Below are 18,387 nucleotides of genomic sequence, written 5' to 3' on the forward strand. Positions count from 1 at the left end.
CGTGATGGCCAGCAGCTCTATCCGATCGAGGCCGTGGCCGCCGACGGGGAGCAGAAGCGCAGCATCACCATGGAATTCCGCCGCTCCACGCCGGAAGACAACAGCAACCCCGCCAGCCAGGCCGTGGCCGAGTGGTTCTGATGGACACCCCCGCCAGCTCCAACCGCAACCTGCTCAAGCTGGTCGTGGCCCTCACCCCCATGGCCGGCACCATCCTCTTCCCGCTGGTGGTGCCGATCCTGATGCTGCGGGTCAGCATCGCTTCGGGGGTGATCGCCGCCGTGGTGATCGGCACCCTCTGGTTCGTCGCCATGCTCAGCACCTCGGAGATGCCCGGTCACCACTGAGTCGCCACGGGGGCTCCCCGGAAACGTCCGCCGCCGGGAAGGCTGAAGCAGCGCACCCTGCCGCGCCTGCCAGCCCATGGTCCCTGCTGTCTTCCTCTGTCCGCTCCGGCGCGCCACCGGGGCCCTCGCCGGCTTGGCCGCACCCCTGCTGCTGGCGGGCTGCGGCCCCGCGCCGGCGGCCCTGAGCGGGGGATCGGCCCAGGCCCTGCCCCTGCCAGCGGGCATCCGGGTAGCCTTCAACCACCGCGGCGACAGCCGCTACCGCAGCCCGATCAGCGGCCAGTGGCGCCAGGGGGATGACCTTGAGGCCCTGCTGCTCGAAAGCATCCGCGAGGCCCGCCAGGAGATCCTGGTGGCGGTGCAGGAACTCTCGCTGCCCACGCTGGCGGAGGCCCTGGCGGAACGGCACCGCCGCGGCGTGCGGGTGCGGGTGGTGCTCGAGAACCTCTACAGCACCCCCTGGAGCCAGCAGCATCCGGTGGATCTGCCGCCCCACCAGCGCCAGCGCCAGCAGCAGCTGGCGGCCCTCGGCCAGGGGGACGCCGTCGCCGTGCTGCAGCGTGCCGGCGTGCCGCTGCTTGATGACACGGCCGACGGCAGCCGCGGCAGCGGCCTCATGCACCACAAGTTCCTGGTGGTCGACGGCCGGGTGGTCGTGACCGGCTCAGCCAACTTCAGCCCCTCCTGCGTCCATGGCGATGCGGGCGCGCCCAGCACCCGCGGCAACGCCAACCACCTGCTGCGCTTCGACAGTCCCGCCCTGGCCGGGGTGTTCGCCGCCGAATTCGCCCGGCTCTGGGGCGATGGCCCCGGCGGCCAACCCGACAGCCGCTTCGGCATCGCCAAGGAGGGCGGCGGCCCCCAGGTGGTCGACGTGGCCGGCACACCGGTGGAGGTGCTCTTCTCCCCCCACCGCCGCCGTGATCCCAACCACGGCCTGGCCTGGCTGGAAACCAAGCTGGCCACCACCCGCCGGCGCCTCGATCTGGCCCTGTTCGTCTTCTCGGGCCAGAACCTGGCCGACCGGTTGCAGGAGCTGCATGGCCGGGGCGTGAAGCTGCGTCTGCTGGCGGATCCGGGCTTCGCCAACCGGGCCTTCAGCGAAACCCTCGACCTGCTCGGCGTGGCCCTGCCCGACCAGGACTGCAAGATCGAGGCGGACAACCGGGCCTGGAGCGCGCCGCTGGAAGGGGTGGGCACGCCCCAGCTGGCCCGCGGCGACAAACTGCACCACAAGTTCGCCGTGCTCGATGGCCGGGAGGTGATCACCGGCAGCTTCAACTGGAGCCCCTCAGCCGCGTTCCAGAACGATGAAACCCTGCTGCTGATCCGCTCCCCCGTGCTGGCGCGCCACTTCGAAGCGGAAGTCGACCGCCTCTGGCGTGGGGCCGAACTGGGCGTCAGCGGCCGGCTGGCGCGCCGCATGGAGCAGCGGCGGCGCACCTGTGGCAGCGGAACACAGCGGGCTGCCGCGGCCGCGCCCACGGCGGCGACTACGATTCGGTAACGCTCATTACACGATCCATGGACCCGGTGTCCACTCCCGCCGCCCCCACCAGCTCCCGCCAGGTCACCCCACGCCTGGATGCCATCAACCTGATGCTGCGGGACCTGCACACCCGCCACGACGAAATCCGCCACCGTGCCGCCTTCCGGGGCTGCACCAGCGAGCTGCTGACCGTTCAGCAGGAACTGGTCGACTACCTGCTCAGGATGAAGAACTCGCTCCAGGGGGCGGACACCGCCAACCCCGAGGAAGGCCTCAACTACAACTCCTTCACCTGAACAGCCCGTCCGGGCCCGCCGCCAGCCGGGTGGTGGTGGTGGGGGCCGGTCCGGCCGGCGCCAGCCTGGCCCTGCTCCTGGCCCGCCGCGGCCTCCCGGTCGACCTGATCGACGCCACCGGCCGTGGCGGCCGGCCCTTCCGCGGCGAGGGGCTGATGCCCAGCGGCCTGGCGGCCCTGGCCGCCATGGGCCTGCAGCCCCTGCCGCCGGCGGTGGCCCAGCGGCCCCTGGCGGCCTGGAGCTTCTTCCTCGATGGCGAGCTCCTGTTCGAGGCGCCCGAGCCCATGGGCAGCCCCCTCCCCTGCACCCTGATCGACCAGGACACGCTGCTGCAGGAGTTGCTGGCCCAGGCGAGCCGGCTGGAAGGCTTCCGGTTCCACGCCGGCCAGGCCGCCACCGACCTGCTGGAGCAGGACGGCCGCATCGCCGGGGTGCGCCTGGCGGACGGCAGCGCCCTGGAGGCCGACCTGGTGGTGGCCTGCGATGGCCGGGAGTCGATGCTGCGCCGCAAGGCGGGGCTGGAGCTGGAGAGCGCCCCCAGCCCCCTCGACGTGCTTTGGTTCCGGCTGGAGGCCCCCGGATCCGAGGCGCTGGTGCATTGGCTGGCCGGCCGCTTCGTGACCGTGGTGGGCGCCGCCGGCAGCTATGCCCTGTTCCCCTCCGCCCGTGGCGGCGTGCAGCTCGGCTGGGCGATCGAGCCGGGTGGCGCCGCCCCGGCTCCGACCCCGGCCAGCCCCGGGGAGTGGCTGGCGCTCTGGGCCCGGGACGCCCCCGAGCCCCTGGCCCGGTTGCTGCGGAGCTTGGTGGCGGCGGCCGTGCAGGGGCCGGTGCGGCTGCCGGTGCGGGTGGGGCTGTGCCCGTGCTGGCAGCGGCCGGGCCTGCTGCTGCTCGGCGATGCCGCCCACCCGATGAGCCCGCTGCGGGCCCAGGGGATCAACATGGCCCTGCGCGATGCCCTGGTGGCCGCCAGGCACCTGGAACCCGCCCTGCTGGAGGCTGAACCGGCCGCCATCGACGCAGCCACAGCGGCGATCGCCGCCCGCCGGCTGCCGGAGATCCGGCGCATCCAGCAGCTGCAGCAGGAGGAAGCCCGCCGGGCCGATCTGCTGCGGCGGCGGCACCGGCTGCGGAGTCTGCTGGCCCGCACCGCCCGCTGGAGCGGCCCCCTGCTGGAGCGGCGCTGGCGGGCCACGCAGTGGGAACTGCGCAACGGCGTTGAGGCGATCGCCACGGACCTCTGAGCGGCGGCCATGATTGGGGGACCTCCCCGCCAGCCATGGACCGGACCGTTTCCGTCACCCACCCCGGCCCACGCCGCCTGCGGCCGTCCCTGCCGCACCTGGCCCTGCTGGCCCTGCTGGCGAGCCTGCCGTTGCTGGGGGCCTCACCCCTGTGGGCCGCCCCGGAGCCGCCCCCGTTTCCGCCCTCCGCCGAATTCCGCTCCCTGCAACTGATCGCCCTGGCCTGCAGCCGCGAGAACACGGCCGAACCCTGCGACAAAGCCCGCAGCCTGGCCGACCCCCTGCTCGACCACCCGCGCCTGCCGGCCAGCTGCAAGGACACGCTCTGGACGATCCGTCAACGGTCGGTGGTGGCCGCCAGCAACAGCTTCGAGCGGCGTGAACAGATTGACAGGGCCGCCCGCAGCCTCACGGCCGTCTGCCGCCTGCAGTTGCCGACCGCCAAGCCGGCGGCCAATGCCGCCCCAAGGCCCCAGGGGGGCCTGAACCTGATCAATCCCAATCAAAACTGAAGCGTTGGCCCGGCAGCAGCCGCTGCAGCTCCTGGGTCAGCTCCGCCATCATCAGGCGGCTCATCTGGGGATGGCCGCGCAGGTCCTTCACCAGATCCGAAACATCGGCGCTGGTGAGACCGTGGTTGCTGATCTTCGCCTCGACACGATCGCGGAACTGCTCAAGCAACAGGATCTGGTCGGGGGAGAGGGGTCCGTCTTCCGAAGGGTGCTGGATGTCCATGGAGGGCGGCAGGTCAGGGCTGGGACTGGGTGGGCTTGGGGCTACCGGTCGCAGGGGCCTCGATCAACGCCAGCAGCTGGGTCGCGGTGTCGCGCATGAAGGCCAGGCTCATCGGCGTCACGACGGCGGCCTTGTCGGCCAGCTGACAGAGCGCATTGCGCTCGCCCTTCGCCTCACAGCTGCTCGAGAGCCCCAGCAGGGCATTGGTCAGCTTGCCCCGCAGGCAGGTTTCGGCCCCAGCCCCCGCCAGCACGGCCTCGGCGGCGGTGTGGGTGCGGTCCACGGCTTCGGCATAGGGAAGGGCCTTCGCGGCGCCCATCACCGCCGCCCGCGCCGAGGACAGGCTCAGCACCACAGTTCCGGCCGCAGCGACGGCGGCGGTGGCACCGAGGGCAGCGGCCGTGCGCAGGGCGGAGGGGAGCAACCGTGGCGCCATGGGGTCAAAGCAGTTCAACCCACGCTAGCCAGCCCTGTCGACGCCACCAGCAGCAGGAGCGGAACAATCGCCGGAGGTAACTTGGGTCGTCCCCGACCCCCCAGGACGCCAGCCATGGCGAAGACGACCGAGCTGCGTCAGGTGGCGCTGGAGCGACCCTTCGACGACCAGAAGCCCGGCACCTCCGGCCTGCGCAAGAGCACCCGCCAGTTCCAGACCCCCCACTACCTGGAGAGCTTCATCGAGGCCTCCCTGCGGGTGGTGCCCGGGATTGAGGGGGGCACCCTGGTGGTCGGCGGCGACGGCCGCTTCGGCAACATCCCGGCCATCAGCGTCATCGCCCGCATGGCGGCGGCCCATGGGGTCAGCCGTCTGATCACCACCACCGGCGGCATCCTCTCCACCCCGGCCGCCTCCCATCTGATCCGCCGTCGCGGCGCCGTGGCGGGGATCATCCTTTCGGCCAGCCACAACCCCGGCGGTCTGGACGGCGACTTCGGCGTCAAGATCAACGGCGCCAACGGCGGACCGGCACCGGAGTCGGTCACCGATGCCATCCATGGGGCCACCCTCAGCCTGGAGGGCTACCGCATCCTTGACGCCGAACCCCTGAACCTGGACGCCCCCGGGACGACGACCATCGGCGCCATGGCCGTGGAGGTGATCGACGGGGTCGACGACTACGTGGCGTTGATGCAGAAGCTGTTCGACTTCGACCGCATCGCCGCCCTGCTGCGGGGCGACTTCCGCGTGGCCTTCGATGCCATGCATGCCGTCACCGGCCCCTACGCCTCCCGCCTGTTCGAGGGGCTGCTGGGGGCCCCGGCCGGCACGGTGCGCAACGGCCAGCCCCTGGCCGACTTCGGCGGCGGTCACCCCGACCCCAACCTCACCTACGCCCACGAGCTGGCCGACCTGCTGCTGAGCGGCGGCGCCTACGACTTCGGCGCCGCCTGCGACGGCGACGGCGACCGCAACATGATCCTGGGCCGGAACTGCTTCGTGAACCCCAGCGACAGCCTGGCCGTGCTCACCGCCAACGCCACCCTGGCCCCCGGCTATGCCGATGGCCTGGCCGGCGTGGCCCGCTCGATGCCCACCAGCGCCGCCGCCGACGTGGTGGCCGCCGAGCTGGGCATCCCCTGCTTCGAGACCCCCACGGGCTGGAAGTTCTTCGGCAACCTGCTCGATGCCGGTCGGATCACCCTCTGCGGCGAGGAGAGCTTCGGCACCGGCAGCAACCACATCCGCGAGAAGGATGGCCTCTGGGCCGTGCTGTTCTGGCTGCAGATCCTGGCGGTGCGCGGCTGTTCGGTGGCGGAGGTGATGGCGGGTCACTGGAGCCGCTTCGGCCGCCACTACTACTCACGCCACGACTACGAAGCGGTGGCCAGTGAGGCCGCCCATGGCCTCTACGACCGCATCTCCGGCATGCTCACCGCCCTGCCCGGCCAGGCCTTCGCCGGCCGCACGATCCGCGCCGCCGACGATTTCGGCTACACCGACCCGGTGGATGGCTCGATCAGCAAGGGCCAGGGCCTGCGGGTGCTTCTCGACGACGGCAGCCGCGTGGTGCTGAGGCTTTCGGGCACTGGCACCAAGGGGGCCACGCTGCGGGTGTATCTGGAGAGCTACGTGCCCCCCAGCGGCGACCTCGACCTGGACCCCCAGCTGGCCCTGGGGGACCTGATCGTCGCCATCGACGCCCTTGCCGAGATCCGGGTGCGCACCGGCATGGAGCGGCCCACCGTGATCACCTGAGCGGCCAGGCTCCATGAGGCCCCCCGGCGCCACCCTTCCCTGGCTGATGGCGGCCTGGGTCTGCAGTGCCAACGGGCCCCTGCTCGCCCAGGACCTGCTGCCGGCGCCGGCGCCCCAGGCGGCCGTCGAGGCGCTCGAGGCCACCCGTTTCGCGCCCACCACCACCGTCAACCTGCAGATCAACGGCGTCCTGGGGGCCCTCCAGTACGACGGCAGTGCGGTGGACCGTGCCCGCAACACCGCGGTGGGGGCGCCGCTGCTGAACGGCGTCAGCCTCAACCACGAGCTGCGCCTGACGATCGACACCAGCTTCACGGGCCAGGACCTGTTCCGAATCCGCCTGCGCAGCGGCGACTTCGCCCCCTCCGGCTTCTTCTCCAACCCGCCCACCCCCCTGACGCGCCTGGATGTGGCCTTCCAGGAACCGGCCTGCGCCGCGGGGGAGCAGGGGTGCTCCGGCCGGCTGGTGAGCATCAACAGGGCCTACCTGCAGCTGCCGCTCAGCCCCGAGATCCGGCTCAGCGTCGGGCCACGGATCATGCAGCTCGACATGCTCCCCGTCTGGCCGAGTGTCTACAACGCCTCGCCGATCCTGGATCTGTTCCAGTTCGCCGGCTCGCCCGGCACCTACAGCAAACGGCTGGGGGGAGGCTTCGGACTCTGGTGGCAGCCCCGCGGCGATTTGCAGGGGCTGAGCCTGGGCTACGCCTACGTGGCCGGCCAGGCCGGGGGCAGCGCGCAGGGGGCTGGCCTGTTCTCCGGCTCCTCCTCCCAGACCAGCACCCTGCAGCTGGCCCTGAGCCGGCCCCAGTGGAACATCACCGGCGCCTACAGCCTGAGCGGCCCCCCGGTGCGGCTCCGGGGCACCCCCCTGGCCAGTCAGCTGGCGTCCGCTGGCCGCGACGGCAACCTGGGATCCTGGTCGCTGGCGGGCTACTGGCAGCCCCGCCGCTCCGGCTGGCTCCCCTCGATCAGCGCCGGCTGGGGCCAGGACTCCTTCCGCTTCGGCACCCCGGCGGTGGCCGGCCTCTCGGGGGTGCGCAGCCGCTCCTGGTACACCGGCCTGGTCTGGAGCGACGTCCTGGGGGTAGGCAACAGCCTGGGGCTGGCCGTCGGCTCCCCAGCCCAAGTGGTCGCGATCCAGACGCCCAGCCAGAGCGCGATCGACGAACGGGGGCTGGCCTTCGAGCTCTTCTACCGGATCCAGCTCAGCGATGAGCTCTCGGTGACGCCGGCACTCTTCTGGCTGAGTCGGCCCAGGGGCGCCCTCACCGGAAGCTCGGAGATCTCCCAGGCCCTGCTGTTCCCCGCAGCGTCAGGGGAAGCCAGCCTCGGTGTGTGGGCCGGACTGGTCCGGACGACCCTGCGCTTCTGAGTCCTCCGCCCCGAAACCACCACCGGATCAGCCGAACCAGTTGAGGAAACGCTGGATCACCACGGCGTTGCTGATGTCCACGAAGAAGCCCGACACCAGCGGCACGATGATGAAGGCCCGGTGGGCGGGGCCGTAGGTCTGCGCCACCGCCGACATGTTGGCCATCGCCGTGGGGGTGGCCCCCAGGGAGATGCCACCGAAGCCGGCGCAGATCACGGCGGCCTCGTAGTCGCGGCCCATCACCTTGAACACCACGAACAGGGCGAACAGGAAGGACACCACGAACTGGGCGGCGAGGATGGCCAGGATGGGGCCCGCGAGGGAGGCGATGGTCCAGAGCTGCAGGCTCATCAGGGACATCGTCAGGAAGATGCCCAGGGCGATGTCCGAGACGATGGCCAGGGAGCGAGGGGCGGCCAGGCAACGGATCGGCAGCAGCCGCGGCACGGTGTTGGTGAGGAAGATCGCCGCGAACAGGCAGCAGACGAACAGGGGCAGGTTGCTGCCGGCGGCCTTCAGCACCTCATGCAGCACCTCCCCCAGGCCCAGGCTGACGTTGAGCCAGAAGAGAGTGCCCAGCAGGCTGAAGTAGGTGACCGCCTCCTGCTCCCTGTCCGGGGTGCCGCCCTCGGGCTCGGCCATGGCCGCGGCCTGCGGCGTCTTGAGCCGGTGGCGGCGGATCAGGATCCGGGCGATCGGTCCGCCCATCAGCGAGGCCAGCACCAGACCGAAGGTGGCGCAGGCGATGCCGATCTCAAGGGCATTGCTGATGCCGTGGCTCTCGGCGAAGCGGGGTGCCCAGGCGATCGCCGTGCCGTGCCCCCCCAGCAGAGACACCGACCCCCCCAGCAGACCCACCAGGGGATTCAGCCCCAGCAGCGCGGCCATGCCGATCCCGGTGAGGTTCTGCAGGATCATGTAACCCACGGTGGTGCCCACCAGGATCAGCAGGGGCCACCCCCCCGACAGCAGGGTCTTGATGTCGGCATTGAGGCCGATGGCCGCAAAGAAATAGAGCAGCAGAAAATCCCGCGTCTGCAGATTGAAGCTGATCTCCGTCCCGTTGATCGCATGGACCAGGGCCAGAAGAAGACAAACGAGCAGCCCGCTGGTGACCGGCTCTGGAATGTTGAACTCCCGCAGGAAGCCCACCTTCCGGTTCAGCCAACGACCGATCGCCAGCACCACGATGGCGATGTTGAAGGTCGCGAAGCTTTCAAACTGCATGGGTTTTAATCACAGCCCTGGACAGAGATGCGATAGCTGAATCCAAGGGCGGCCGGTGTGGTGGACGAGCCCACCCGGAAATTCATCAGCCTGGTGCGCTTGCCAGGAACCGCCTGGAAAGGTCCGAACATCCGGCCCGTGCCTGGCTCAAAGGTCGGTGTTTCGTTGATCACCTGCAGGTTGCTGCCGTCGGTGAACACCATGAAGCCGGACACCGGGAAGCTGGCCCGCTCGGTGGAGGCCGATGTGAAGAAGAAGCGATAACTGCGGAAGTTGCGATCCACGATGAAGTCGGTGTTCCAGTTCGTCCGGCCCACGAGCCGGTCCGGCCCGATCCGCTTGGACACCACCGGGTTGCCGCCGCCCCCAAGTGGCATCAGAAAGCGGCAGCTGGCCTGCGCCGCCGGAACTCCGGTGGCCGCCGTAGCGGCAAGGGCCGTGAGGGTGGCAAGGATCGCGCGATTCACAGGCAAGGGCATAGCGAGGAGATCGGTTAAGAGCAGCATGACAGACGCCTGCAAGACGGGGGCCTGGCCGTGGTCGGCGGTCTAATCCTCAACCGCCGGGGTGAGAATGATGGCTTCCTGCTGCTGGCGTTCGGAATGAATCCAGATTGCGATCATGCCGGCAATGGGGATCGAAAGGAACACCCCCAACAGGCCAGCGACCCGCTGTCCGATGAACAGGGCCAAAAAGAGAATCACCGGATTGAGCTCCATCGCCTCACCCATCACCTTGGGCCGGACGATGTTGTCCTGAATCTGACCGAGCAGCACGGACGCGATCAAGGCCCGCAAGCCGATGTCTCCCCCCTGGGAGGCGAAGACCATCAACGAGATCAACACGATGCCAAGGGTGGCGCCGATCCCGGGGATCACATCAAGAACCCCCACAATGACGGCCAGAATCAAGCTGTATTTCACACCGAGCAGCGGGAAGATCACGGCCGTTGAGACGGTCAGAAATACCATCAGCAGCAGCTGACCGCGAATGAATCCCAGGACGCTCTGCAGAAAGGTCTCGGCGAAACGATCACGGTGCCGCTCAGGAATCAGCCCCAGGAATCCTTTCCAGAGCTTCTCCCCGTCGATCAGCATGTAGAGACTGATCACCGCACCGAAAATCAGCGTGAAGATCCCGGAAAACACGGTTTGCAACAACCCCAGTCCCGTCAGCAGGCCCTCCTGCAGCAGCGTTGTGATTCTGTCGAATCCATAGGTTTTGAGGTATTGATGCAAGGGCGTGAGGTCCTGCTGCTTCAAGGTGCCTTGCAGATCCAGCAGCAGACCCTGGCCCTGGTTGAGCACCTGCAGGCCAATGCCAGTGACGAAGCCCACCAGCAGGATCAGGGCGCCGCAGGAAACGGCGGCGATCGACCATCCCCGCGGCAGATAGCGGCACAGCCACTTCACCGGGATGTTGAGCAGGGCCGCCACGATGGCGGCTGCCGTGAACACCGCAATCGTGCCCGAAAAGTAGTTGAAGATCACCACCGTGACGCCGATACAGGCCACCAGCAGGAGATAGCGCACGAGATTGGTGGTGCTGATCATGGCGACAAAAGGCCCCCTGCTGAAGCTGGATCGTAGACAGGCGAGGCCGTCATCTCCCTTGCGGCGACCATGCTTCAGCGGCTCCCCTCGGGCCGGGAGGCGAACAGATTCAGGCCCAGGCGTTCGGAGAGAAAGCGCGCGGTGAGCTGGCCGCGCACACTGTTGCCCGCCTCATCGAGGGGAGGCGAATACGTCGCCAGGCCCCCCTTGCCCGGGGCCACGGTGATCATGCCTCCGGCCACGCCGCTCTTCCCCGGCAGGCCGGTGGCATACAGCCAGTCGCCAGAGGTTTCGTAGAGCCCCGCCGTCACCATCACCGCCAGCACGTGCTGGCAATGAATCGCCTCGATCACCTGCTCGCCCGTGACCGGCTGGCATCCGCCATTGGCCAGGGTGGCGGCCATCACGGCCAGGTCGGCCGCCGTGACACTCAGGGAACACTGGCGGGTGTAGAGCTCGGTGGCCTCGTCGGGATCCCACCAGATGCGGTCATGGTCGCTCAGCAGCGTGGCCAGACCGGCGTTGCGGCGATTGCTGGCCAGCTCCGAATCGAAGACCCGCTCGTCGACCTCCAGCGTTCGGCCGGCGAAACGGGAGAAGCCCTCTTGGATGAAGGCCCATTTGTCTTCGCTGCTGGCCCCTGGCGCCAGGCTGGTGGCGGCGATCGCCCCGGCGTTCACCATCGGATTGGAAAGACCCTCACCGCTGCGCTCCACCGCCAGGACGGAATTGAACGGCAGGCCGGTGCTGTTGACGCCGAGCTTCTCGCGGGCCTCCTCCTCACCGATGGCCTGGCAGATCAACGCGAACAGGAACGGCTTGGAGATGCTCTGGATGCTGAAGGCCACCCGGGCCTCACCCGCCTCGAACAACGCCCCCCCGCAACTCGACACACAAAGCCCGAAATGCTCGGGGGCGGCTGCCGCCAGGGCGGGGATGTAGTCGGCCACCTGGCCATCCAGAACCGGCGCGAAGCGGCCATGGGCCTCCGCCACCAGCGCCTGCACCACCTCGGCCGTGGGCAGGTGGCCGTTGGACACCCATTCGGAAACGGACCACATGGAGGGAAAGCGGGATCAGGTTGGCGACGACAGCTGCGGAGACGACTGCTCCCAGGGGAAGCTGGGCAGGCGGTGCAACGCCTCCCGCTGGGCATCGCTCCAGGTCTCGACCATGGCGGCCAGTTCCGGCGCCTCCGCCCCCAAGGTCAGCCGATGGGCCAGCGCCAGCGCATCGGCGGGAAGGATGGCCAGCTCGAACGGAGGTCCCACCGTGAGATTGGAGCGCTGGGTGAGCACCTCCGAGATCAGGCAGAGGCGGGCGGCATCCTCCAAGGAGAGGTTGGTGTGGCCGACGTTATCGAGGGGAGGTTTGCCATATTTCGTTTCGCCGATCTGCAGGTAGGGCGTTTCGCGGGTGGCCATGATGGCGTTGCCCTGGGGATAAACCAGATACAGACCGTGGGCCTCCCCGGCGATCTGGCCGCCCAGGATGAAGGAGGCCCCCCCACTGGCTCCCGCCTGCTGCAAGGCAGCGGCATTCTCCTGCTGCACCGCCACGCTCACCCGGCCGATGTAGGCGGCCGCCTCAAACAGATAATCACAGGAGCGCAGATCCCTGGCCCCGGCGACGAAGGCCTCGGCCGGCCGGTCAAGATCCCGGCGGATCCAGCTGATCACGGCCTGGGTGGTGGCCAGATTTCCCGCCGCCAGGAGCACGAACAGCCGATCCGACGACGGCTGAAACACATGCATCTTGCTGTAGCTGGAGATGTAGTCAACTCCAGCATTCGTGCGGGAATCAGAGACCATCACCAGACCCTTCTCCAGCCAGTAGCCGATGCAATATGTCACCGTGAAAGGCAGCAAATTTGGCGCATGAAGGCTAGCTCATTGCCACAATCAAAGACCCCGAAAGTGATCAAGATCACCCCCACAGGCGCCACCGCTGCTCAGGCCCTCAAGGGGCGGAAGGGGGCGGAACGGCCGGGGCGGTGGGATCGCTCACGTTGGCGCAGAGATCCAGGACGATCTGTTGGGCCACCGAACGGCTCTCGGGAACGGTCCAGGGATCCCATGCCCCATTGATCAGCCAGGCCTGGCGCAGGCTGCCGCAATGCACCGCCACGGCCGTCGCCTGCGCCCGGATCGGCCCGACCTCCGCCTGGTTGGGCTGCACCAGGCTGACCCGCACACCACCGGGGTGGAGCTTCCAGCCGCCCCAGTCGACGAGGGTGTTGCCATAGAACCTCCAGCGCACCGCCTCCCCCGGTTGTGGCGGCAGGGGCGAGGGGGGGGCAGTGGGCGTCGGGGCCTTCACGACAGGCGGACTGGCCGGCGCCGGGGGCTTGGTCGTGGCCGGGGGCTTGGCGGCAACCGTGGCCGTGGCCGTGGGTTTGGCTGCAGGCTTGGCGGTGGCGGTTGCCGTCGGCTTGGCCTTGGCCACAGGGGGCGCCGCAGGCAGCTTCAGCCAGGCGCCGACCTTCAACTGGTCGGGCTTCACCCCGGGATTGACCTTCTGTAGCTCCGCCACGGTGGTGCGGTGGCGGGACGCCAGGACAGCCAACGTGTCACCCGTACGCACCTGCACAAGGCCCTTCGATGGCGGCAGTTTCAGTGACTGGCCGATCTGCAGCTCCTCTGGCCGGGTGATCGTGTTCAGCCGCATCAAGTCCTGCACACTCACGCCATAGCGGGCAGCCAGGGCCTCGAGCGTGTCCCCCTGAACAACCTTCACGCTGCGCACAGGAGGCGCCGCCTGGGCGAAGGCGTCGGAGCTGGGGCCGATCCCGGCAAAAGAGAGAACAAGGGCTGCCAGAAACCCCTTCGTTACCGCTCCTGTTCGACTCACGCTCCCCATCGCATTCTGCACAACGAAACTACCAGAGGGACTTGCCTTACAGAAAAGACAATCAGCCAACAAGCGGCCAGAATTGATCATCGATGTGTTACATCAAGACGTTACAACGTTGTGTCATAACGAAGGCGCCAACGAGCGGCATCTCTGCAGCAACCCTGTGGCTTCCGTCTCCCTAGGAAGATCAGGACGTCCTGCCGATGACACCGCCAGGGTGGCCCTCTTCCGGGGGCGCTGTCCGGAGCTTCCGCGCTCATGGGAGGCCAGGCGATCAATCAGGGCGGCCAGCGCCAGTGCCCCATCGATCACCACCAGCACGGCCCAGACGCACAGCAGCAGCGCCTCGGCCTGGGCCGTCCGGATCGGGGGCGCCGAGGGGGCGACGGGCTCCGCGGCGGCAGCGGCGACCGGCTCTGCCGCCTGCTGCAGCGGCTGGAACAGCAGGGCGGTGGGCGGCTCGGTGGGCAGAGGCCAGGGCTGGCGCGATGGGGGCCGGCTCCTGCTCCTGGCCTGCTGCTCCCGCAACCGTTCGGCAAGCGTCGGCAACATGGCGATCTCTCCACAACCCCTTTGGACGATCCTCACGGCCTGGCCCAGCGACCGCAATGCCGCAGCCAGGCCGGCCCATGATTCGTTACACGGGCGCAGTCAGGGTGGCTCCTAGCCGGGGGGGTTGTCCCGGGCGACGGCCAGATCGGTCGACTCGGTTTCGGACTCGCCGAACCAGCGGTCCTCCAGGGCCTTCACCACCACATAGAAGGGGGGCACCACCCCAAGCGACAGCACCGTGGCCACCAGCAGGCCGCCGAAGATCACGGTCCCCAGGGACTGCTGGCTGTTGGCCCCCGCCGTGGTGGCCACCACCAGGGGCAGGAAGCCGGCCAGGGCGGCGATGGCCGTCATCAGGATCGGCCGCAGCCGCGATTCGGCCGAGGCGATGGCGGCCTCGGCGGCCGTCATGCCCTCCTTCATGTGCTGCTCGGCCACTTCCACGATCAGGATGCCGTTCTTGGCCGCCAGGCCGATCAAGGTCACCAGGCCCACCTGGGCGTAGATGTTGAGATCGATCGAGCGCAGGGCCAGGAACGCCAGGGCGCCGAGCATGGCCAGGGGCACGGTCATCAGGATGATCACCGGCGTCACATAGCTCTCGTACTGGGCCGAGAGCACCAGATAGACCACCAGGATCCCAAGGCCGAACACCAGCACGCTGGCATTGCCCGCCGAAAGTTGCAGGGCGGCGAGGCCTGTGAAGGCATAGCCGATGTTGTTGAAGTCTTGGGCACGGAACAGGTCCTGGATCAGCGTCAGGGCCTGGCCGGAACTCTTGCCAACCGCCTCCGCCCCCTGGATCAGGATCGTGCGGTAGAGGTTGAAGTGGCTGACCACCGGCGGCGCGCTGGTGAGTTCCGCCGTGGCAAACTCCGACACCTGGACCAGCTTGTCGTCCTTGCTGCGCACGTAGTAACTGAGCACATCGTCCAGGGAACTGCGGTTGCCCGCCGCGGCCTGCACGTAGATGTTCCTGACCTGGCCACTCTCATAGGTGAGGCCGGAGTAGTTGCTGCCCGCCAGCACGGCGATGGTCTGCATCGCCTGCTGGAAGTCGACGTTGAGGGCCCCGAGGATCGAGCGGTCGATCTTCAGCCCGAAGGCCGGGGCGCTGGGAATGAACTGGGTGTAGAGGGTGGAGAAGCCGCCGCTGGCCGTTCCCGCCTGGATCAGTTGCTTGGCCTGATCATTGAGCTGGTTGAAGGTGTAGGCCCCATTGCTGAGGTCGTTGAACTGGAAATAGAAGCCGCCCTGGGCGGAGAAGCCCGGGATCGCCGGCGGCTGGGCGGCGACCGCCATGCCGGAGCTGATCTGGCTGAGCTTGGCGTTGAGCCGGTTGATGATCGCCGGCGCCTTCTGGGCGACGCTGCTGCGCTCCTCCAGCGGCTTGAAGCCGAAGAAGAACACCCCCTGATCAGGACTGGCGCCGTTGAAGCCGTAACCACTCACCACCGACCCGGCGATGATCTCCGGCTCGGCATTGAGCACCTTGGCTACCTCCAGGCCGGTGCCCTGGGTCTGGCTGAGGGAGGCACCGTTCTGGAGCTGAAAGATGCCCATGCCATAGCCCTGGTCTTCCTCCGGAATGAAGGCGGAGGGGAGGGCGCTGAAGGCGAACAAGGTGAGGGCGATGCCGCCACCCAGGCCCACCAGGATCCAGCGGCGCCGGGCGATCAGGGCCCCCACCATCGTGGCGTAGCCCCGCTCCAGACGGGAGAAGAAGGCGTTGAAGCGGTTGAAGATCCAGACCAGATTGGCGCCGGCGAGCACCCCGACGACCACACCGAGCACGTAGGTGAGGTTGCCGAAGGAGGCGGCGCTGAAACGGCCGAAGGCCAGTCCCACCACCACACCACCGATGATGCCCACCAGCCGTCCCGGGGGCGCCGACTTCTGGCTCCTGAGCAGCAGGGCCGAGAGCATGGGGGAGAAGGTGAGCGCATTGAAGGCGGAGATCGCAATCGAAAAGGCAATCGTGAGGGCGAACTGTTTGTAGATGATGCCAATGCCGCCGGGGTAAAAGGCCACGGGCACGAACACCGCCATCAACACCAGGGCGGTGGCCACCAGGGCGCCAAACAATTCCCCCATGCACTCCATCGCGGCCTGGCGGGGACGCATCCCCTTTTCCAGGTTCTTCTCCACCGCCTCGATCACCACGATGGCGTCATCCACCACCAGGCCCGTGGCCAGCACCAGGCCCAGCAGGGTGAGCTGGTTGATCGAGAAGCCGAAGATCTTCACGAAGGCGAAGGTGCCGATCAGGGAGATCGGAATCGCCAGGCTGGGCACCACCGTGGCCCGCCAATCCTGCAGAAACAGGAACAGGATCAGCAGCACCAGCACGATGGCCAGGCCGAGGGCATCCACCACCCCCTCCACGGCCGATTCGATGAACTGGCCGATGTTGTAGATCTCGAACACCTTGACCCCCGGAGGGACGGTCTGGGTGAACTGGTTCATCACCGCCACCACCTGGTTTGAGACATCGAGGGCATTGCTCTCGGGGGTCTGGAAGACGGCCACCGTGATCGAGGGGTGGCCTTCGATGCTGACGGCCTGCTGGGCGTAGGTGTTGGTGCCGTAGGTGGCTTCGCCCACATCCTTGAGCCGCAGCAGGTTGCCGGCGGGCGTGCGGCCGACGATCAGATTGTTGAGTTCCTCAACCGACACCAGGTTGCCGTTGTTCTCCACCAGGATCGGGTAAGCAAACTTCTGGTTTCCCCCCGCCGGCGCTCCCCCCACAAGGCCGCCGATCGCCACCGTGTTCTGGCTGCTCACCGCATTCACCACCTGGTCGGCGGTGAGGTTGTTGGCGGTCAGCTTGTTGGCATCGACGAACAACCAGAAGGCCGGATTGCTGCCACCGAGCAGGTTGACGGTGGCCACGCCGGGCACCCTCTCCAGCTGAAAATAAAGGTTCTGATAGATCAGACCATTGAGATAGGAGGCATCGAACTGACCTTCCGTCGACGTGACCTGATAGGCCAGCAGGATCGACGGGGTGCTCTGCATCACCGAAACGCCGGTGGCCTGCACCTGCTGGGGCAACTGGGGCATCGCCAGGGAGACGCGGTTCTGAACGTTCACCTGGTCGATGTTGATATCAGTCCCTTCGTTGAAGAACACCTGAATCGTGCTCGTCCCAGACATGTTGCTGGTCGAGGAGATGTAATTGGCCCCGGGAACCCCGTTGATCTGCTGCTCGATGGGATTGGTCACCGCCTGCTCGGTGACCAGGGAATTGGCACCTCCGTAGTTGGAGGTCACCTGGATCAGGGGTGGGGCAATGTTCGGGAGGTTCTCGATCGACAGCGTGGGGATGGCAATCAGGCCCACCAGCACGATCAGGATGCTGCAGACGGTGGTCAGAACCGGCCGCTTGATGAAGTTATCGGAGAACGACATCTGGGCTCAGCTCGCCGCCGGAGCCGTCGCCCGCCGCACCGGCATGCCGGAGCGCAGCAGGGCCGTGTTACTCACCACCACCTCATCCCCCTTGGCCAGGCCGGACAGCACCGGATAGGCATTGTTCTGTAACTTGCCGAGCGTCACCGCCGTCTGCACCACCACCGGCGTCGTGCCGGGAAGTTTCTCCAGCTGCTTTTTCTGGGCGGGCAACAGCTGATCGGAGGCCTTGATCTGGGGCAGGATTGTGGCGAGGGGCAGCACCTTGTAAACGAACGGTTGCTGGGCCTGCATCATCACCGCCTCCACCGGCACCGCCAGCTGGTCACTGGTGCCGGTGATGATGCGGTTGCGCACGTACTGGCCGGTTTTCAGGATCCCGGTGAGATTCGGAAACACCGCTTTCACCAGCACCGTATTCGGCTGGGTGGAGGAACCCTGCTGGCTGGCGGTGGCGAAGTAGGGGGAGACGAACACCACCTGGCCCACGCCCTTCACCGGAGGATTGCTCTGGCTCTCCACCTGAACCGGCTGGCCGATCTTCACCTGGCTGGACTGGGTGGCGGGCACATCCATCAGGGTCCAGAGGGAGCTGTTATTGACGATTCCGGTGATCGCCTGGCCCTGGCGCACGTAATCGCCAAGCTTGACCGAGTCGAGGTTGCCGATTTCGCCGTCGATGGGGGCGGTGACGAACTTGTAGCCCAGGGTGGCGGCGCTGGAGCGGGCCTGGTCGCGGCTCTGGATCGCCTGGGTGATGTAGGCATCCCGATCTTTGGTCGACACCGCGCCCTGCTCGTTGAGGAAGACGTAGCGCTCGGCATTGACGCGATCCTTGATCGCCTCGGCCCGGTCGGAATCGAGGGTGGCCGATTCCTGCACGTTGTCGAGCACGAGGATGGGCTGGCCCGCCTTCACCCGCTGGCCCTCCCTGGCCAGGATGCGCACCACCCGACCATCGGACTGGGGCCGCATCACCACGTTGGAAGTGGACTCAATGACGCTGATCGTCTCGATGCTCGGGGCGAAGCGGAACTCCCCCACCGTCACCGTCTGCACCACCAGGGGCTGTCGGGCCTCGGGCTTAGGGGCGCCGCAGGCTGCCAACAGC

18 protein-coding genes and 1 pseudogene are annotated in these 18,387 nt (G+C 67.8%); 8 read left to right on the forward strand and 11 right to left on the reverse strand.

Annotated elements, in window-relative coordinates; translation table 11 throughout:
* The 6 genes and pseudogenes from KUG43_RS17065 to KUG43_RS11365 all read left to right on the forward strand — a co-directional run.
* A pseudogene (locus tag KUG43_RS17065) lies at positions 1-141 on the forward strand (DUF4912 domain-containing protein); the annotation flags it as partial.
* Positions 141-347 carry a DUF8677 family protein gene (locus KUG43_RS11345; RefSeq protein ID WP_216909116.1) on the forward strand — a complete coding sequence of 69 codons (207 nt, stop codon included), beginning with the start codon at positions 141-143 and terminating at the stop codon, positions 345-347. The pseudogene KUG43_RS17065 and the gene KUG43_RS11345, both read left to right, overlap by 1 nt.
* A gap of 76 nt (positions 348-423) precedes the next feature.
* Complete coding sequence (locus KUG43_RS11350) at positions 424-1,854, forward strand: phospholipase D-like domain-containing protein (RefSeq protein WP_286194682.1); 1,431 nt, start codon at positions 424-426, stop codon at positions 1,852-1,854.
* A 17-nt stretch (positions 1,855-1,871) separates the two neighbouring features.
* The gene (locus KUG43_RS11355; RefSeq protein WP_216909197.1) at positions 1,872-2,132 is read left to right on the forward strand and encodes a hypothetical protein; all 261 of its coding nucleotides are present in this window, start codon (positions 1,872-1,874) and stop codon (positions 2,130-2,132) included.
* A gap of 38 nt (positions 2,133-2,170) precedes the next feature.
* Positions 2,171-3,373: an FAD-dependent monooxygenase gene (locus KUG43_RS11360; RefSeq protein ID WP_353618012.1), complete on the forward strand. Its 1,203-nt coding sequence runs from the start codon at positions 2,171-2,173 to the stop codon at positions 3,371-3,373.
* A 35-nt stretch (positions 3,374-3,408) separates the two neighbouring features.
* Positions 3,409-3,885 (forward strand): hypothetical protein, encoded by a 477-nt coding sequence (locus KUG43_RS11365; protein ID WP_286194683.1) that lies wholly within the window; start codon positions 3,409-3,411, stop codon positions 3,883-3,885.
* Here KUG43_RS11365 and KUG43_RS11370 read toward each other — a convergent pair.
* On the reverse strand, positions 3,866-4,108 hold the full coding sequence (locus tag KUG43_RS11370; RefSeq protein WP_216909118.1) for a hypothetical protein: 243 nt from the start codon (positions 4,106-4,108) through the stop codon (positions 3,866-3,868). The genes KUG43_RS11365 and KUG43_RS11370 overlap by 20 nt on opposite strands.
* 13 nt (positions 4,109-4,121) lie before the next feature.
* The gene (locus KUG43_RS11375) at positions 4,122-4,544 is read right to left on the reverse strand and encodes a hypothetical protein (RefSeq protein ID WP_216909120.1); all 423 of its coding nucleotides are present in this window, start codon (positions 4,542-4,544) and stop codon (positions 4,122-4,124) included.
* 114 nt (positions 4,545-4,658) lie between these two features.
* Here KUG43_RS11375 and KUG43_RS11380 point away from each other — a divergent pair, with 114 nt between their 5' ends.
* The gene (locus KUG43_RS11380; protein WP_216909122.1) at positions 4,659-6,305 is read left to right on the forward strand and encodes an alpha-D-glucose phosphate-specific phosphoglucomutase; all 1,647 of its coding nucleotides are present in this window, start codon (positions 4,659-4,661) and stop codon (positions 6,303-6,305) included.
* Between the two features lie 13 nt (positions 6,306-6,318).
* On the forward strand, positions 6,319-7,680 hold the full coding sequence (locus KUG43_RS11385; protein ID WP_216909124.1) for a carbohydrate porin: 1,362 nt from the start codon (positions 6,319-6,321) through the stop codon (positions 7,678-7,680).
* A 27-nt stretch (positions 7,681-7,707) separates the two neighbouring features.
* Here KUG43_RS11385 and gltS read toward each other — a convergent pair whose 3' ends face one another.
* From gltS to KUG43_RS11430, 9 genes are all read right to left on the reverse strand, one after another.
* The gene (gltS, locus tag KUG43_RS11390) at positions 7,708-8,907 is read right to left on the reverse strand and encodes a sodium/glutamate symporter (protein ID WP_216909126.1); all 1,200 of its coding nucleotides are present in this window, start codon (positions 8,905-8,907) and stop codon (positions 7,708-7,710) included.
* Between the two features lie 5 nt (positions 8,908-8,912).
* Positions 8,913-9,386: a hypothetical protein gene (locus tag KUG43_RS11395; protein WP_216909128.1), complete on the reverse strand. Its 474-nt coding sequence runs from the start codon at positions 9,384-9,386 to the stop codon at positions 8,913-8,915.
* Between the two features lie 69 nt (positions 9,387-9,455).
* Positions 9,456-10,460, reverse strand: coding sequence for an AI-2E family transporter (locus KUG43_RS11400; protein WP_216909130.1), 1,005 nt, complete (start codon positions 10,458-10,460; stop codon positions 9,456-9,458).
* Between the two features lie 74 nt (positions 10,461-10,534).
* Positions 10,535-11,521, reverse strand: a complete 987-nt coding sequence (gene glsA / locus KUG43_RS11405; RefSeq protein ID WP_216909132.1) for a glutaminase A — start codon at positions 11,519-11,521, stop codon at positions 10,535-10,537.
* Positions 11,522-11,536: 15 nt separating this feature from the next.
* Positions 11,537-12,313: a proteasome-type protease gene (locus KUG43_RS11410; RefSeq protein WP_216909133.1), complete on the reverse strand. Its 777-nt coding sequence runs from the start codon at positions 12,311-12,313 to the stop codon at positions 11,537-11,539.
* A gap of 106 nt (positions 12,314-12,419) precedes the next feature.
* Positions 12,420-13,319: a lytic transglycosylase gene (locus tag KUG43_RS11415; protein WP_216909135.1), complete on the reverse strand. Its 900-nt coding sequence runs from the start codon at positions 13,317-13,319 to the stop codon at positions 12,420-12,422.
* A 114-nt stretch (positions 13,320-13,433) separates the two neighbouring features.
* The gene (locus KUG43_RS11420; protein WP_216909137.1) at positions 13,434-13,865 is read right to left on the reverse strand and encodes a hypothetical protein; all 432 of its coding nucleotides are present in this window, start codon (positions 13,863-13,865) and stop codon (positions 13,434-13,436) included.
* Between the two features lie 111 nt (positions 13,866-13,976).
* Complete coding sequence (locus KUG43_RS11425; RefSeq protein WP_216909139.1) at positions 13,977-17,276, reverse strand: efflux RND transporter permease subunit; 3,300 nt, start codon at positions 17,274-17,276, stop codon at positions 13,977-13,979.
* Positions 17,277-17,282: 6 nt separating this feature from the next.
* The gene (locus KUG43_RS11430; RefSeq protein WP_353618013.1) at positions 17,283-18,383 is read right to left on the reverse strand and encodes an efflux RND transporter periplasmic adaptor subunit; all 1,101 of its coding nucleotides are present in this window, start codon (positions 18,381-18,383) and stop codon (positions 17,283-17,285) included.
* Positions 18,384-18,387: the final 4 nt, after the last annotated feature.

Origin of the sequence: Synechococcus sp. CCY 0621, assembly GCF_019038465.1 — a bacterium.
In the GTDB taxonomy this organism is placed as follows: domain Bacteria; phylum Cyanobacteriota; class Cyanobacteriia; order PCC-6307; family Cyanobiaceae; genus Cyanobium.

What these genes read in the sequence shown, in the direction of transcription:
- KUG43_RS11345 (WP_216909116.1), top strand. Translation starts at nt 141, where the DNA reads ATGGACACCCCCGCCAGCTCCAACCGCAACCTGCTCAAGCTGGTCGTG.
- KUG43_RS11350 (WP_286194682.1), top strand. Translation starts at nt 424, where the DNA reads ATGGTCCCTGCTGTCTTCCTCTGTCCGCTCCGGCGCGCCACCGGGGCC.
- KUG43_RS11355 (WP_216909197.1), top strand. Translation starts at nt 1,872, where the DNA reads ATGGACCCGGTGTCCACTCCCGCCGCCCCCACCAGCTCCCGCCAGGTC.
- KUG43_RS11365 (WP_286194683.1), top strand. Translation starts at nt 3,409, where the DNA reads ATGGACCGGACCGTTTCCGTCACCCACCCCGGCCCACGCCGCCTGCGG.
- KUG43_RS11370 (WP_216909118.1), bottom strand. Translation starts at nt 4,108, where the DNA reads ATGGACATCCAGCACCCTTCGGAAGACGGACCCCTCTCCCCCGACCAG.
- KUG43_RS11375 (WP_216909120.1), bottom strand. Translation starts at nt 4,544, where the DNA reads ATGGCGCCACGGTTGCTCCCCTCCGCCCTGCGCACGGCCGCTGCCCTC.
- KUG43_RS11380 (WP_216909122.1), top strand. Translation starts at nt 4,659, where the DNA reads ATGGCGAAGACGACCGAGCTGCGTCAGGTGGCGCTGGAGCGACCCTTC.
- KUG43_RS11385 (WP_216909124.1), top strand. Translation starts at nt 6,319, where the DNA reads ATGAGGCCCCCCGGCGCCACCCTTCCCTGGCTGATGGCGGCCTGGGTC.
- gltS (WP_216909126.1), bottom strand. Translation starts at nt 8,907, where the DNA reads ATGCAGTTTGAAAGCTTCGCGACCTTCAACATCGCCATCGTGGTGCTG.
- KUG43_RS11395 (WP_216909128.1), bottom strand. Translation starts at nt 9,386, where the DNA reads ATGCCCTTGCCTGTGAATCGCGCGATCCTTGCCACCCTCACGGCCCTT.
- KUG43_RS11400 (WP_216909130.1), bottom strand. Translation starts at nt 10,460, where the DNA reads ATGATCAGCACCACCAATCTCGTGCGCTATCTCCTGCTGGTGGCCTGT.
- glsA (WP_216909132.1), bottom strand. Translation starts at nt 11,521, where the DNA reads ATGTGGTCCGTTTCCGAATGGGTGTCCAACGGCCACCTGCCCACGGCC.
- KUG43_RS11415 (WP_216909135.1), bottom strand. Translation starts at nt 13,319, where the DNA reads ATGGGGAGCGTGAGTCGAACAGGAGCGGTAACGAAGGGGTTTCTGGCA.
- KUG43_RS11420 (WP_216909137.1), bottom strand. Translation starts at nt 13,865, where the DNA reads ATGTTGCCGACGCTTGCCGAACGGTTGCGGGAGCAGCAGGCCAGGAGC.
- KUG43_RS11425 (WP_216909139.1), bottom strand. Translation starts at nt 17,276, where the DNA reads ATGTCGTTCTCCGATAACTTCATCAAGCGGCCGGTTCTGACCACCGTC.